12 protein-coding genes are annotated in these 13,324 nt (G+C 64.0%); 6 read left to right on the top strand and 6 right to left on the bottom strand.

The window, feature by feature from the left end; genetic code table 11:
* Positions 1 to 155 precede the first annotated feature (155 nt).
* Positions 156 to 620 (top strand): iron-responsive transcriptional regulator RirA, encoded by a 465-nt coding sequence (gene rirA / locus B5V02_RS28925; protein WP_111547428.1) that lies wholly within the window; start codon positions 156 to 158, stop codon positions 618 to 620.
* A 29-nt stretch (positions 621 to 649) separates the two neighbouring features.
* Here the strand turns inward: rirA and B5V02_RS28930 are convergent, their stop codons facing one another.
* From B5V02_RS28930 to hemP, 5 genes are read right to left on the bottom strand one after another with little or no spacing between them, the layout of a single operon-like run.
* The gene (locus tag B5V02_RS28930) at positions 650 to 1,438 is read right to left on the bottom strand and encodes a heme ABC transporter ATP-binding protein (RefSeq protein ID WP_111547429.1); all 789 of its coding nucleotides are present in this window, start codon (positions 1,436 to 1,438) and stop codon (positions 650 to 652) included.
* Positions 1,439 to 1,478: 40 nt separating this feature from the next.
* A complete protein-coding gene (locus B5V02_RS28935; RefSeq protein ID WP_111547650.1) occupies positions 1,479 to 2,582 on the bottom strand; it encodes a FecCD family ABC transporter permease in 1,104 nt (367 codons plus the stop codon).
* Between the two features lie 11 nt (positions 2,583 to 2,593).
* Positions 2,594 to 3,502, bottom strand: a complete 909-nt coding sequence (locus B5V02_RS28940) for a heme/hemin ABC transporter substrate-binding protein (RefSeq protein ID WP_111547430.1) — start codon at positions 3,500 to 3,502, stop codon at positions 2,594 to 2,596.
* Between the two features lie 11 nt (positions 3,503 to 3,513).
* Entirely contained in the window at positions 3,514 to 4,575 is a 1,062-nt protein-coding gene (locus B5V02_RS28945; protein ID WP_111547431.1) for a hemin-degrading factor, read from the bottom strand.
* Between the two features lie 17 nt (positions 4,576 to 4,592).
* Positions 4,593 to 4,799 carry a hemin uptake protein HemP gene (gene hemP, locus B5V02_RS28950; RefSeq protein WP_111547432.1) on the bottom strand — a complete coding sequence of 69 codons (207 nt, stop codon included), beginning with the start codon at positions 4,797 to 4,799 and terminating at the stop codon, positions 4,593 to 4,595.
* 200 nt (positions 4,800 to 4,999) lie between these two features.
* Here hemP and B5V02_RS28955 point away from each other — a divergent pair, with 200 nt between their 5' ends.
* The 5 genes from B5V02_RS28955 to B5V02_RS28975 all read left to right on the top strand — a co-directional run bounded on the left by B5V02_RS28955 (position 5,000) and on the right by B5V02_RS28975 (position 9,533).
* Entirely contained in the window at positions 5,000 to 7,231 is a 2,232-nt protein-coding gene (locus tag B5V02_RS28955; protein WP_208647155.1) for a TonB-dependent hemoglobin/transferrin/lactoferrin family receptor, read from the top strand.
* 5 nt (positions 7,232 to 7,236) lie between these two features.
* Complete coding sequence (locus tag B5V02_RS28960; RefSeq protein ID WP_111547434.1) at positions 7,237 to 7,680, top strand: hypothetical protein; 444 nt, start codon at positions 7,237 to 7,239, stop codon at positions 7,678 to 7,680.
* A 318-nt stretch (positions 7,681 to 7,998) separates the two neighbouring features.
* A complete protein-coding gene (locus tag B5V02_RS28965; protein ID WP_245446249.1) occupies positions 7,999 to 8,784 on the top strand; it encodes a TonB family protein in 786 nt (261 codons plus the stop codon).
* 60 nt (positions 8,785 to 8,844) lie between these two features.
* Positions 8,845 to 9,159, top strand: a complete 315-nt coding sequence (gene hmuQ / locus B5V02_RS28970; protein ID WP_111547652.1) for a heme-degrading protein HmuQ — start codon at positions 8,845 to 8,847, stop codon at positions 9,157 to 9,159.
* 59 nt (positions 9,160 to 9,218) lie between these two features.
* Positions 9,219 to 9,533: a VOC family protein gene (locus tag B5V02_RS28975; RefSeq protein ID WP_425374424.1), complete on the top strand. Its 315-nt coding sequence runs from the start codon at positions 9,219 to 9,221 to the stop codon at positions 9,531 to 9,533.
* A gap of 138 nt (positions 9,534 to 9,671) precedes the next feature.
* Here the strand turns inward: B5V02_RS28975 and putA are convergent, their stop codons facing one another.
* A complete protein-coding gene (putA, locus tag B5V02_RS28980; RefSeq protein WP_111547435.1) occupies positions 9,672 to 13,283 on the bottom strand; it encodes a bifunctional proline dehydrogenase/L-glutamate gamma-semialdehyde dehydrogenase PutA in 3,612 nt (1,203 codons plus the stop codon).
* Positions 13,284 to 13,324: the final 41 nt, after the last annotated feature.

Raw genomic sequence — 13,324 nt, forward strand, 5'->3', positions numbered from 1 at the left:
TCATCTATTGTGCCGGCTAGTCTGGAATTGTTCCAAGGTATAGGCCATATTCCGCTCAGGCCAATGTGGCGAATCCGAATTTCGGGTCAAAGCCGCATCAGCAAAGTTTTGAAATCTGGCGTGGTTCTACCGCACCAGCGCCTTGTGAGGACAAAATGCGGCTTACGCGCCAGACCAACTATGCCATGCGCATCCTGATGTATTGCGCCGCCAACAATGACCGATTGAGCCGCATCCCCGAGATCGCGGCCGCCTACTCGGTGTCGGAGCTTTTCCTGTTCAAGATCCTGCAGCCGCTGGTCGAGCACGGCCTGGTCGAGACCGTGCGTGGCCGCAATGGCGGCGTCAGGCTTGGCCGTGCCGCCGAATCCATCAGCCTGTTCGATGTCGTGCGCGTGACCGAAGAGAGTTTCGCCATGGCCGAATGCTTCGAGAACGATGCCGCCGAATGCCCGCTGGTCGACAGCTGTGCGCTGAACTCGGCATTGCGCGAAGCGCTGAACGCGTTCTTCGCGGTGCTGGAGCGCTACACCATCGCCGATCTCGTGGCGGCGCGGCCGAATGTGCGCAGCCTGCTCGGCATCGACATGCTGGCAGAGCGCCGCGCGCCCGCTGCCTGATTCCGGCCATCCCGTGTCTGGGGTCAGGCCTAAGCCGCTGATTGCGGCAATACGAACGGCATGTTGCCGGCCGGCAGCACGCCGACCCTGAGCCGGCAGTCGAACACTTTTTCGATCAGGTCGTCGCTCAGCACGTCCTGCGGCGACCCGGTGGCGGCAAGCCTGCCGCGATGCATGACAAAGATCCGGTCGGCGAACATGGCCGTCAGATTGAGGTCGTGCAGGATGGCGACCACGCCGCCGCCCCGTCTGGCGAAGTCGCGGGCGATGTTCATGATGATCAGCTGGTGCTTGATGTCGAGGCTGGAAACCGGCTCATCGAGGAACAGATAGCGCGGCTTGCCGTCAAGCACCGGCGCCCAGACCTGGCACAGCACGCGCGCAAGCTGGACGCGCTGTTGCTCGCCGCCCGAAAGCTCCTGGTAGAAACGTCCGGCAAAACCGTCGAGGTCGACGCGCTCCAGCGCCCGTTCCGGCAGTCGCGCATCCTCGCCCGGCAGGACACCCGAGTGGCCGCCGACAAGGCCGAGCTTGACCACCTCTCGCACCGTGAACGGGAACGACAGCGTCGTCGCTTGCGGCAGCACCGCTCGCTGTGTGGCGATTTCGGCCGGCTTCATGGCCGACAGATCGCGGCCGTTGAGGGCGACACGCCCGGTGTAAGCAAGCTCGCCGGACAGCGCCTTGAGGAAGGTCGTCTTGCCGGACCCGTTGGGGCCGACGATTGCCGCCACTTCGCCGGGGCGTGCAGTGAAATCGACACCGGTAACGATGCGCTTGCCGGCGATCGCCACCGAAACATCCCTTGCCTCGATCATCCAAGCCTCACAGGTCCCAAATCTCACAAATCCCAAAATTTCACAAATCAACGACGCCGCGCTTGCGCAGCAGGATCCACAGGAAGAACGGCGCACCGGCAATCGCGGTGACGATGCCGATCGGCAACTCGGCCGGCGCCACGATGGTGCGCGCGACAGCGTCAGCCAACAGCAGCAGCGACGCGCCGAGCAGCGCCGACGCCGGCAGCAGGTAGCGATTGTCGGGACCGATCAGCAGGCGCAGCAGATGCGGCACGACAATGCCGACGAAGCCGATGCCGCCGCTGACGGCGACGGAGGCGCCGACCGCCGCCGAGACGCCGATGATTGCCGTGTACTTCAGCCGTTGCACCGGTATGCCGAGATGACCTGCGGTCGCCTCGCCCAGCGCCAGTGCGTTGAGGCCGCGGGCCAGGAACGGCATTGCCGCCAGCGCCAGCACGATGATCGGCCCGACCGAAGCGATCTTCGCCCAGGTCGCGCCGCCGAGCGATCCGAGTTGCCAGAAGGTCAGGTCGCGCAACTGGCGGTCGTCGGCCATGAAGATGAGGATGCCGGTCAGCGCCATGGCAAGCGCCGCGAGCGCAATGCCGGCGAGCAGCATGGTGGCGACCGAGGTTTGTCCCCGCCGCGTCGCAACCTGATAGAGCACCAGCGTCGTGGCAAGCCCGCCACAGAATGCCGCCAGCGGCAGCGCAAGCGTGCCGACCCAGGCCGTCACCGGTGCCAGCACCGTGGCGCCGAGCACAATGACGGCAACCGCGCCGAGGCTGGAGCCAGCCGAAACGCCGATCAGACCGGGGTCGGCGAGCGGATTGCGGAACAGCCCCTGCATGACCGCGCCGGAGACGGCAAGCGCTGCGCCGACCAGCATGCCGAGGATGACGCGCGGCAGGCGGATGTCGTAGACGATCAGGCTGTCGCGGGCACTCAGCGCGGCGTCATCCGGCACGGTGCCGAACAGCCAGTCGCCGATGACGTTGACGGCCGATGCGTCCGACGCTCCCGACGTGAGCGACAGCAGCACGGCAGTGACGAGCCCCAGGCACAGCAGAAGGATGACGATGCGGGCGCGGCCTGAGCGGTCGCCTTCGGATGTGCCGGTCATCCCCTTCACCGGGCCGGCGATCGATTGATCGACCATCATCTGCCCGCTCAGTCCGTGACCTGCCCGCCATAGAGCGAGACGGCGAGGTCGTGGATGGCGTCGGCCGTGCGCGGCCCGAAGCCTAGCAGATAGCCGCCGTCGATGCGGATCAGCTTGCGTGCGGTGCCAGCCGGCGTCGAGGCGATCGACGGGTTGGCGAACAGTTCGTCGTCCGATACCGGAGGCCCGGCATTGCTCATCATCAGGATCACGTCCGGCCTGGCGGTGATGATCGCCTCGTCGGACATTTGCTTGTAGCCGGAAAAGCCTTCCACGGTATTGACCCCGCCCGCCAGCTTGACCATGCCGTCGGCGGCGGTCTCGCTGCCAGCGGCCAGGATCTTGCCGCCCTGTATCGACAGCACGAACAGGATGCGCTTGCGCTGCTTGATCGATGCCGTCTGCTGTTCGGCGGCGGTGAGCTTGGCATCAAGCTCCCTGGCCAGCACCTCAGCCTTGGCGTCGACGCCGAGCGCCTTGCCGACGATGCGGACCTTCTCCAGAATGCCTTCGTGGCTATAATGCTCCGGCACTTCGATGAACGGGATGCTCGTCTTCTTCAGCACATCGACGGCTTCCTTGGGACCGCTGCCGTGCAGCGCCAGGATGCCGGTCGGATTGACCGACAGGACACCCTCCGGCGACAGCTGGCGAATGTAGCCGACATCAGGCAGGTCAAGCGCGGCTTTCGGATAAAGGCTGGTGGAATCGCGAGCCACCAGATGTTTCTCCTCGCCGAGCGCATAGACGATCTCGGTGATGGAGCCGCCAATGGCCGCTATCTTCGAGGGATCGGCAAAGACGGTCGCGCCCTCGGTGGCGTTGCTAGATTGCAGCGCGACAAAAGCCAGGGAAAGACCGATCGCCGGCCCAAGCGCCAACCTGAGAACAGGCGCCAGTCTGGAAAAGGAAACCATTTCTATCGTCCTCAGGCTGCGGTCGGGCTTGGGATGCGCGGCAGGTTTTCTGCCAGGAATCGCCAGTCGTCGCGCTCGCTCTCGCCCTCATGGCGCTTGCCGAAGAACTGGATGATCATCTTGCCGTCGACATCATAGATTTCGAGCGAGGTGACATGACCGTCCTTGGTCGGCTTGCGCACCGCCCAGACCTCGTGGATGTGGTCGGTTCGCAGATGCAGGTGGAAGGTCTCGTCCAGCACGTTGATCCATGGTCCCATCGGCTTGATGGATTTGATCGGACCGGAATGGATCTGGATGCAGCCGCGATTGCCGACAAAGCACATGATCGGCATCTCGCCCTCGGCGGCATGATGGAACATGGCGCGGACGGCATCGTTGTCGAGCAGCCAGGCATAGTCCTGGCCGACCATGCGCACAGCCTGCCGACGGCTGAGCTTCAGCGTCTTCAGCATACCGAAAAACTGGTGCACGTCGGTCAGCCGGCTCCAGCGGTCGCGCAGGTCGTCGAGATTGGCGGTGGTTTCCCCGCCATGGACCTCGTCGTCTGGGATGTGCCCTGAAATATCGGCCGTCGGCTCCTGGTTCGACGATTCGAGCGCGGCGACCAGCTTCTGATAGGCATAGAGGCTGGAGGCCGGCCGCAGATGCACCTTGTGCACCGCCTCGCCGGCCGCGTCGAAGAACTGCAGGCTGCGGCGGATGTCGTCGCCATCGCGCTTTTCCACGGCAAAGCCATGCGCCCAGATTTTTGGGAAGATGCGCAGGTCGATGTTTTCGCCGAGCACCATGGCATTATGGTTGCCGGTGACGACCTTGTCATAGACGCCGATCTTCTCGTGCACCGCACTTTCATTGCGGGTCAACGCCATGACTTCGCCGACAGCTTCGAGGCCGGTCAAGAGATCGTTGACGCGCGGCTCGATGCGGACGACGCCGTCGCCGCAATGCGCGGCGACTAACTCGGCCTCCGAAATGCCGAGCTGAGCAGCCAGATCCCGCTCGCGCGTCTTCGGATTCTCTGTCCGTGCCCGCCGGATTTCATGCGGGGCGGGTTTTACGCGCTGGTCCATGTCTCGTCCCTACTGCCTTACTTGTTGAGAATGAGCTTGCCCTGGCGGGTGATCTTCAGCCGGTAGAGCGCACCCTGATGCTCGATGCCGATCTCGTGCTCGCCCTGGAACAACGTGCTGCTGGAGAGGGTTCGCACCGCCAGCGGAACCCGGTCGAAACGGGCGGAGGTATCGTCGGAACGGCGGACGCGATAGCGAAAGTCATTGGGATTGTGCGTGTTCATCTGGATCGATCCCTTTCCTGTGCCGGGCGTCTGGCTAGGCGTTGCATTAATGCCGATTCATTTCTTGACTTGAATAATCATGTTTATTAGTCAGTGCAATACCGGAGCAAACGAGTCAAGATTTAAGACGCCGGACACGATCAAAAATGCCAGCCAGCCCCGGGCCAGCCAGCATCGAACCTGGACTTTGGAGTTGGGGCATGGGGTTGATGAATTGGGAATGGCGCGGCCGGTTTGACATCGGCCCGTCTGATCAAGGTCTTGGCGGGCGATCCACGACAAGAGGAATGGCGGCCTTGCTGGCAAGCGTGGCAGCAGTCGCTTTGCTGACGCCACCGGCCAGCGCCCAGCAGGCGGCCGAGCCGACCGCGGAACAGCAGGCGGCGCAATCACAGAAGGCTGAAGAGGCCAAGCCTGCCCCGGCGGGCGCAACGCTGCTCGACAAGATCCTGGTGCTGAGCCGCACCGGTGAGACGGCGATCGAATCCCTGGCTTCGGCCAGCCATGTCGACCAGATACAGCTCGACCGCCGCATGGCGACGACGCCGAACGAGATGCTGCTGGGTGTGCCCGGTGTCGCGGCGCAGGCCGACGCCAGGCGCGTCAGCACCAGCATCAACATCCGCGGTCTGCAGGATTTCGGCCGCGTCGCGGTCATCGTCGACGGCGCGCGACAGAATTTCCAGCGTTCCGACCACGGCACGCAGTCGACCTTCTACATCGATCCGGAGCTCGTCAAATCCGTCGACGTGATCCGCGGTCCTGTCGCCAACACCTATGGCTCGGGCGCCATTGGTGGCGTCGTCTTCTTCGACACCAAGGATGCTGAGGATTTCCTCAAGCCGGACGAGACATGGGCTGGTTCCGTCACCGGACGCTATGAGAGCAACGGCAAGGGCTGGACCACCAGCGCCTCCGGCGCCTATCGTTTCAACGAGAACTGGGACGCGCTCGGCAACATCGTCTACCGCAACTATGACGACTACAAGGATGGCGGTGGCGACACCGTCAAGGGCACCGGCTTCGATGTGCTGAGCGGCCTGCTCAAGACCACCATCCGGCCGACCGACAACAGTGAACTGAAGCTCGGCTGGGTCGGCTCAAGCGATGGCTGGAACGAGATCAGCCGCGGCGTGCCGGTGAATGATGTCGACCTGAAGTCGAACACCTTCACGGCCCGCTACAACGTCACCGACGAAGACAAGAGCTGGCTCGATCTCCACATCAACACCTCCTACAACAAGACCAACCTCGACCTGACCAGCCTTGTCCCGCAGAACCGCTTTGACCCAGTCACCGGTCTTCCCGTGGTACTGCCGACAGGTTCGACGTCGACCTTCGATGTCGGCACGACCAGCATCGACATCTGGAACACGTCCAGATTCGAGACTGCCAGCGTCGCGCACGAACTGACCTATGGCGGTGACTGGGTAGGCGACAACGTCAAGACCGGCGGCACAGCCGGCGGCGACAGTTTCTACACGCCTTCGGGCAAGCGCAACGTTTCCGGCGCCTATGTCCAGGACAAGCTCACCTGGGACTGGCTCGAAGTCATCGCCGGGCTGCGTTACGACAATTACAGCCTCAAGGATGACACCCACGAGACATCGGGCGACAGGGTGTCGCCACGCATCACCGTCGGCGTCTCGCCCTTCGAAAGCGCTGGCCTTGCCGGCCTGCAGTTCTACGGCACCTACGCGGAAGGCTACCGGTCGCCCTCGCTGACGGAGACGCTGATCAGCGGCAACCATCCGGCGGGCGTCTCTTTCCCGTTCCTGCCCAACCCCAATTTGCGGCCTGAAACCGCCAAGACGACGGAATTCGGCGTCAACTACAAGCAAAATGACATCCTGGAGGCCGGCGACGCGCTCCGTCTCAAGGCAGCCTATTTCAACAACAACGTCGACGACTATATCGAAGGCGTGACGCTGTCGCCGTTCGACCCGACCAGCGGCTGTCCGTTCGGCCCGGGCATCCCGATCTGCTTCCAGTACCAGAATTTCGCCAAGGCCAAGATCAACGGCTTCGAGATGGAAGGCGTTTACGATGCGGCGTGGGGCTACGCCGGACTTTCCGCCTCGATCATCAATGGTCACACCATATCCTATGAAGGTGACCGGGCTGATCTGGCCACCATCCCGTCCTCCCAGGTCACCGCCCAGCTCGGCCTGCGCTTCCTCGAGGACAAGCTCACCGTCGGCGGCGAGGTGCAGTACAATGGCAAGCCGAAGGGCAATGCGGTGGCCAAGGACTATACGCTGGTCAACGCCTTCGCCAGCTATCAGGCGACCGACAATCTGAAGGTCGATTTCCGCGCCGACAATCTGTTCGATGTCAAATACGCCAACCCGTTGAACGGCAGCACCACGGTTGCGGTCTACGAACCGGGCGTCACGCTGAAGCTGGCGGCAACCATGCGCTTTGGAGGCTGACGGCAATGACGAGCTTGACGACATCGCTTCGTCTGCTGACCTCGGCGTTGGCGATGTCGCTTGCGATGGTTCCGGCGTGGGCTGAGCAGTCCGTGCCGGTCCCCGCACTGACCCTCGAACTCAATGGCGCGCAAGCCTCCGACAAGGGCTGCCGCCTGACCTTCGTGGTCAGCAACAATCTTGGCGCCGACCTTTCCAAGGCGGCGTTCGAGATCGCATTGTTCAACCAAGCCGGTGTCGTCGACCGGTTGACCGTCCTCGACTTCAAGGAACTGCCGGCGGGCAAGACCAAGGTGACACGTTTTGACCTGGCCGGCACCGACTGCGCCAAGGTCAGCCGCGTGCTGATCAACAGCGCAACGGAATGCGCTGGCACCGGCGTTGAACCGAATGCCTGCATGCGCAAGCTGAAGACGGACACCAAGACCGGTATCGCTTTCGGCGTCTGAAGTGGGACTGCATCCCGCATTCCTGCAAAACGCAGTGGCATGGCCTCGGCCGGCTTGTCGTTTGGACCAAGCGATCTTGATTTGACAAATCCGCACGGGTCGCTGCAGGTCTCGTCCCGCGACATGCGTGACATCAGTCCTCTCCCCGAAGCCGGCGCTGAGCTGGCGATAGTACCAGCCGAGCCGCTTGCGCCGCCGCGGCCATCGGCCTGGAACCGCAAATGGACGGCGGCGATCGTCGCCTCCTGCCTGCTCCATGCCGCGGTGGCGGCGGCTTTTCTGATTTCGCCTTCAGGGACATTCGATACCCAGGGCGCCATGCAGTCGGAAGGCAGCGATCAGTCGGGCACAAATGTTGTCGGCAGCGCACTGGATCGGGAACCGGCAGTAATGAAGGTCACGCTGGTGCCGAACCCGCAACCGACCAAACCAGAGCCGGTAAAGGCAGCCAGGCCGACGCCACCAACCGAACCTTCCCAGCCCGCGAGGGACGCGACAAAGCAGCCCGTCGAGCCTTTGCCGGAAGCCGTTAAACAACCAGCGGTGACGCCGGACATACTGGTGGCCGGCGCCCCACGCTCCGATGACCAGAGCGTGGCTCCGAAGACTGAGACGCCGGCACAGCCGACTGTTCAGGCCGAAAGTACCGAGGCGCCTGCCGCCGTTCCAGAGCAGCCACCGATCCCAAGCGCCAGGCCAAGTCCGGCAGCCGCGCCGCCCAGAACCAGCCAATCGGATGAGAAGCGCGGCACGGCGGACGGCCAGGACCGGTTGGCGCAGGCAGCCAGCAAGGGCAAAAAGCAGAAAGAGGCAGGCCGCGCCGCGGAAGACAGCTACCGCGGCGACGTCATCAGAAAGCTCAGCCGTGTCAATCGTGGCGTTCCGCCTTCAGTGCAATTGGCCGCTCGCAACAATGCCGTTGTGACATTCGCCATAGGCAGCCGTGGCGGCATCGATGACCTGCGCATTCTGCAGAGCTCCGGATCGCCAAACTTCGATCAAGTCGTGCTCGGCATCGTCCGCAAGGCTGCGCCCTTCCCGCCAATTCCATCACAAGCCGCAAGCAATAGTTTGGTGTTCGAGGCCGAAATCGGCCCATTTTGAATGTGCACAGAACAAACTGCTGCGGCGCCAACCATCAACATCCGCATGAAAGGAACCGCCATGTACATCGCCATGAACCGCTTCAAGGTGCAGAACGGCTCGGAGGCTGACTTCGAAGCCGTCTGGAAGAACCGCGATTCCAGCCTTGCGGAGATGGCAGGCTTCCGGGAATTCCATCTGCTGCGCGGCCCGGTCAACGAGGCTGAAGGCTACACGCTGTTTGCCTCGCACACGGTGTGGGCGAGCCACGATGATTTTGTCGCCTGGACCAAATCGGAGAATTTTCGCGCCGCCCACAGAAATGTCGGCACGACGAAAGTCCACTATCTCGGCCATCCGCAATTCGAGGGCTTTTCCGTCGTGGAAGGTGCCTGAGATGACAAAGCCTCGCGAGGACCCCGCGCGCAGCATTCCGGTCCTGCCCTCACCCGACATTGTGGAGACGCCGCGATTTCTATCGCGACGAGCTCGCCTTCGGTGTCGTCGAGCCGGAGATGGACGACTATCTGATCGTGCGCCGTGGCGACATCGAAATCCATTTCTGGAAGAGTGACGACCGCAAGCTTCCAGAAGTCTCGTCCTGCTACATCAGGGGCGGCGAGGTGCCGGCACTGCATGCCGAATTTTCAGCGCGCGGGGTGGGGCAGCTCAGTCCGTTCACCTTGCGGCCGTGGAACATGAAGGAATTCTATATCCGGGACCCGCACGGCAATTTGCTGAGGTTCGGCTGCGCACCCGAAGAGGTGTGAGCAGCCGGCCATTGGAGCAATTCCAGGAAAAGTGTGAAACGGTTTTCCCGGGAAAAGCGCGTAGCGCTTTCCCTTAGGGAATTGCGTCAAAACAAAGAGATAGAGCGGTTCTGCGTTTCCGTGAAACGATGAACCGCTCTAGGAGCCGGCCAGCAGGCTGGCATTGCCGCCTGCCGCGGTGGTGTCGACGCAGACGGCGCGTTCATGCGCATAGGCCGCCGGGTTGAGCACCTCGCTGACCAGCGACACGATTGGGCCGGTGCGGTCGGCGATGACCTTGCGCACGATACGGGCAGCCTCCGGTGTGCCCGAGAAAGCAACGACATCGACGCGCAGCGAGCGCGCTTCGACCGGATCAGGCCGGCCGTCTATGGCGGCCAGCGGCAGGCCCTTGCCGGTCAACGCCGAGAGTGCCGCCGGTGCGCCGGGCGCCACCGCCAGCACCGCATTGCCGGCAGCGAGCGCCTGGATCGTCTGCGCGAGCAGCGTGTCGCCATCCGGGCCAAGGCACAGCACCCTTCCGCGCGGTGACAGCGACAGCGTGTTGGCCTCGCCGGTCGGCCCGGGCAGGTCGACCTGGCCGAAGTCGATGCCGGCGGCGGCACCAATCGCCGCCGCACCCTTGCCGCGCAGATGCTTCCTTAGAATGGCGACCCGGTCGGGCCGCGTCGACCAGCCGCCCAACGTCGGATCGGGCAGATTGTCGGCTAGTTCGGTCGCCGTCACCTTGTGGCCTTCGGCAATGTGCGTGCCGGCCTCCGGCCCTTTGCGGAAGCGGCGGAGATAGTGCGGGCCGCCGGCCTTCGGCCCGGTGCCTGACAGCCCCTCGCCGCCAAATGGCTGCGAACCGACGACGGCGCCGATCTGGTTGCGGTTGACATAGATGTTGCCGGCATGGATGCCGTCGACGAAATGCTGCACGCGGCCCTCGATGCGGGTGTGCAGGCCGAAGGTCAGGCCATAGCCCTTGCGGTTGATGGCGGCGATGACTGCATCGATCTCGTCGGCATCGAACGTGGCGACATGCAGCACCGGCCCGAACACCTCGCGCTCCATGTCCTCGATGCCCTTGACCCGGAAGACATGCGGGGCGACGAAGCGGCCATCCTTCGGTGCTTCGAGCTTGGCGATCAGCCGGCCCTGCAGTCCCATCTTCGTGCAGTACTCGCGGATCGAAGTCTGCGCCTCGTCGTCGATGACCGGGCCGACATCGGTCGAAATCCGCCAGGGGTCACCGATGCTGAGCGCCTCCATGGCGCCCTTCAGCATCTCCAGCATCTTCTTCTCGACGTCCTTCTGCACATAGAGCACACGCAGCGCCGAGCAGCGCTGGCCAGCGCTCTGGAAGGCCGAGGCCAGGATGTCGCGCACCGCCTGTTCGGGCAGCGCGGTGGAATCGACGATCATGGCGTTGAGACCGCCAGTCTCGGCGATGAGCATGGCGTCGGGCGCGGCTGTCTCGGCCAGTTGCTTCTCGATCAGCTTGGCGACCTCGGTCGAGCCGGTGAAGCAGACGCCGGCAATGCGTGGATCAGCAGTCAGCGGGCCGCCGACCGAGGGGCCGTCGCCAGGCAGAAGCTGGATGACATCTTCCGGCACACCGGCCTCGCGCAGCATTTCGACGGCGCGGAAAGCGATCAGTGGCGTCTGTTCGGCCGGCTTGGCGATCACCGAATTGCCGGTGACGAGTGCCGCCGCGATCTGGCCGGTGAAAATGGCGAGCGGAAAATTCCACGGCGAAATGCAGACGATGGCGCCGCGCGCCTGCGTGCCCGGTTCGGCAATGGCCGCCTCGGCAGCGTAATAGCGCAGGAAGTCGACCGCCTCGCGCACCTCAGCCACACCGTCGGCCAGCGATTTGCCGGCTTCCCGGGTGGCCAGCGCGAAGAACTCGACGGCGTTGGCCTCATAGAGATCGGCAGCGCGGTTGAGGATGGCGGCGCGCTCGGCGGCAGGACGCTTTGCCCAGGTCGGCTGTGCCTCGACGGCAATGCGCACGGCGGTCGCCACCTGCTTGGCGGTGGCTTCGCTGACCGTGCCGACCACTTCGGAAGGCTTGGCCGGATTCACGATCGGCCGCTGCTTGCCATAGCCGGCGGCCCGCGTGATCGGCTTGGCATGCCAGCGGTCGGGGCCTGCGAACGCCGCCCTGGCCTTGTCGATCGCCGCCAGCGTCACCGTGTCGGTGATATCAAAACCCTTCGAATTGCGGCGCCCAGCGCCGAAGATCTGGGAAGGCCGGGCAATCGCCGGATTGGCGGCGGGGCCCTGGTCCTCGACCGTTTCGAGCGGATCGCGGGCGATGTCCTCCGGCTCGACCTCCTCGTCGGTCAGCTGATGCACGAAGGAGGAATTGGCGCCGTTCTCCAGCAGCCGCCGAACCAGATAGGCAAGCAGATCGGAATGCGCGCCGACCGGCGCATAGATGCGGCAGCGCGTGCCTTCGGACCGGCGCACGGTCTCGTGCAGCGCCTCGCCCATGCCGTGCAGGCGCTGGAACTCGAAGGAATCGCGGTCTCCCGACATCGACAGGATGGCGGCGACGGTGTGGGCGTTGTGGGTGGCGAATTGCGGATAGATGCGGTCGGTCATCGACAGCAGCTTTTTGGCGCAAGCCATGTAGGAGACATCGGTGTTGGCCTTGCGGGTGAAGACTGGATAGCCGGTGAGGCCGAGCGTCTGCGCCCGCTTGATCTCGGTGTCCCAATAGGCGCCCTTGACCAGCCGCACCATGATGGTGCGGTCGTATTTCTTGGCCAGCGCATAGAGCCAGTCGATGGCAAAGGCGGCGCGCGGGCCATAGGCCTGGACGACGACGCCAAAGCCGTTCCAGCCGGCAAGCTCCGGCTCGGCCAGCACGCGCTCGATCACATCGAGCGACAGATCGAGGCGGTCGGCCTCCTCGGCGTCGATGTTGAGGCCCATGCGCGAATGCCGCGCGGCGAGTGCCAGCGACAACAGCCGCTCGGCCAAGACAGGCAGCATTTCGTCCTTCTGCGCCACCTCGTAGCGCGGATGCAGTGCCGAAAGCTTGACCGAGATGCCGTGATTCTGGCGAATGTCCGGCCCGTTGGAACCCGCGTCGAGCGAGGAAATCGCGTCGGCATAGGCCTTGTGATAGCGCAGCGCGTCAGCCTCGGTGCGGGCCGCCTCGCCCAGCATGTCGAAGGAATAGAGATAGCCCTTCTGCGTCATCGGCCGGCCGCGCTTGACGGCCTCGGTGATGGTACGGCCGAGCACGAACTGCTCGCCCATCTCACGCATGGCTGCGGCCACCGCCTTGCGGATGACCGGCTCGCCCAGCCGGCGCACCATTGAGCGCAGCGTGCCTTCGATGCCGCCCTCGCCTTCATCGAGGACGCGGCCGGTCAGCATAAGCGCCCAGGTCGAGGCATTGACGAAGATGGAACTCGAACCACCGGAATGCGCCGACCAGTCGTGCGGCGCAATCTTGTCGGCGATGAGATCGTCCATCGTCTCGGTGTCGGGCACGCGCAGCAGCGCCTCGGCCAGGCACATCAGCGCCACACCTTCCTTGGTGGAAAGGCCATAGGCGGAGAGGAACACTTCCATCAGCCTTGGATCAGATGAGCCGCGCACCGCCCGCACCAGATCGGCGGCGCGGGCCGAGATCGCCTTGCGGTCTTTCGCGGAAAGCCCGGTCGCCTCGGCCAGTCGCCTCACGGCTTCGTCTTCGTCGGGCAGATAGTTGGCGCGGATCTGCTGGCGGATGGCATCAAGCGCTGGCATGGCGGTCCCATGGATCGAGCAAAGGGGATCGGGCCGGCGGT

It is taken from the genome of Mesorhizobium kowhaii (assembly GCF_003253745.1).
Lineage (GTDB): Bacteria > Pseudomonadota > Alphaproteobacteria > Rhizobiales > Rhizobiaceae > Mesorhizobium > Mesorhizobium kowhaii.

Excerpts from the sequence above, each read along its gene's own strand:
- B5V02_RS28945 (WP_111547431.1), bottom strand. The coding sequence starts at position 4,575 with ATGGACCAGCGCGTAAAACCCGCCCCGCATGAAATCCGGCGGGCACGG.
- B5V02_RS28965 (WP_245446249.1), top strand. The coding sequence starts at position 7,999 with ATGCAGTCGGAAGGCAGCGATCAGTCGGGCACAAATGTTGTCGGCAGC.
- rirA (WP_111547428.1), top strand. The coding sequence starts at position 156 with ATGCGGCTTACGCGCCAGACCAACTATGCCATGCGCATCCTGATGTAT.
- B5V02_RS28930 (WP_111547429.1), bottom strand. The coding sequence starts at position 1,438 with ATGATCGAGGCAAGGGATGTTTCGGTGGCGATCGCCGGCAAGCGCATC.
- putA (WP_111547435.1), bottom strand. The coding sequence starts at position 13,283 with ATGCCAGCGCTTGATGCCATCCGCCAGCAGATCCGCGCCAACTATCTG.
- hmuQ (WP_111547652.1), top strand. The coding sequence starts at position 8,845 with ATGTACATCGCCATGAACCGCTTCAAGGTGCAGAACGGCTCGGAGGCT.
- B5V02_RS28960 (WP_111547434.1), top strand. The coding sequence starts at position 7,237 with ATGACGAGCTTGACGACATCGCTTCGTCTGCTGACCTCGGCGTTGGCG.
- hemP (WP_111547432.1), bottom strand. The coding sequence starts at position 4,799 with ATGAACACGCACAATCCCAATGACTTTCGCTATCGCGTCCGCCGTTCC.
- B5V02_RS28940 (WP_111547430.1), bottom strand. The coding sequence starts at position 3,502 with ATGGTTTCCTTTTCCAGACTGGCGCCTGTTCTCAGGTTGGCGCTTGGG.
- B5V02_RS28935 (WP_111547650.1), bottom strand. The coding sequence starts at position 2,582 with ATGGTCGATCAATCGATCGCCGGCCCGGTGAAGGGGATGACCGGCACA.
- B5V02_RS28955 (WP_208647155.1), top strand. The coding sequence starts at position 5,000 with ATGGGGTTGATGAATTGGGAATGGCGCGGCCGGTTTGACATCGGCCCG.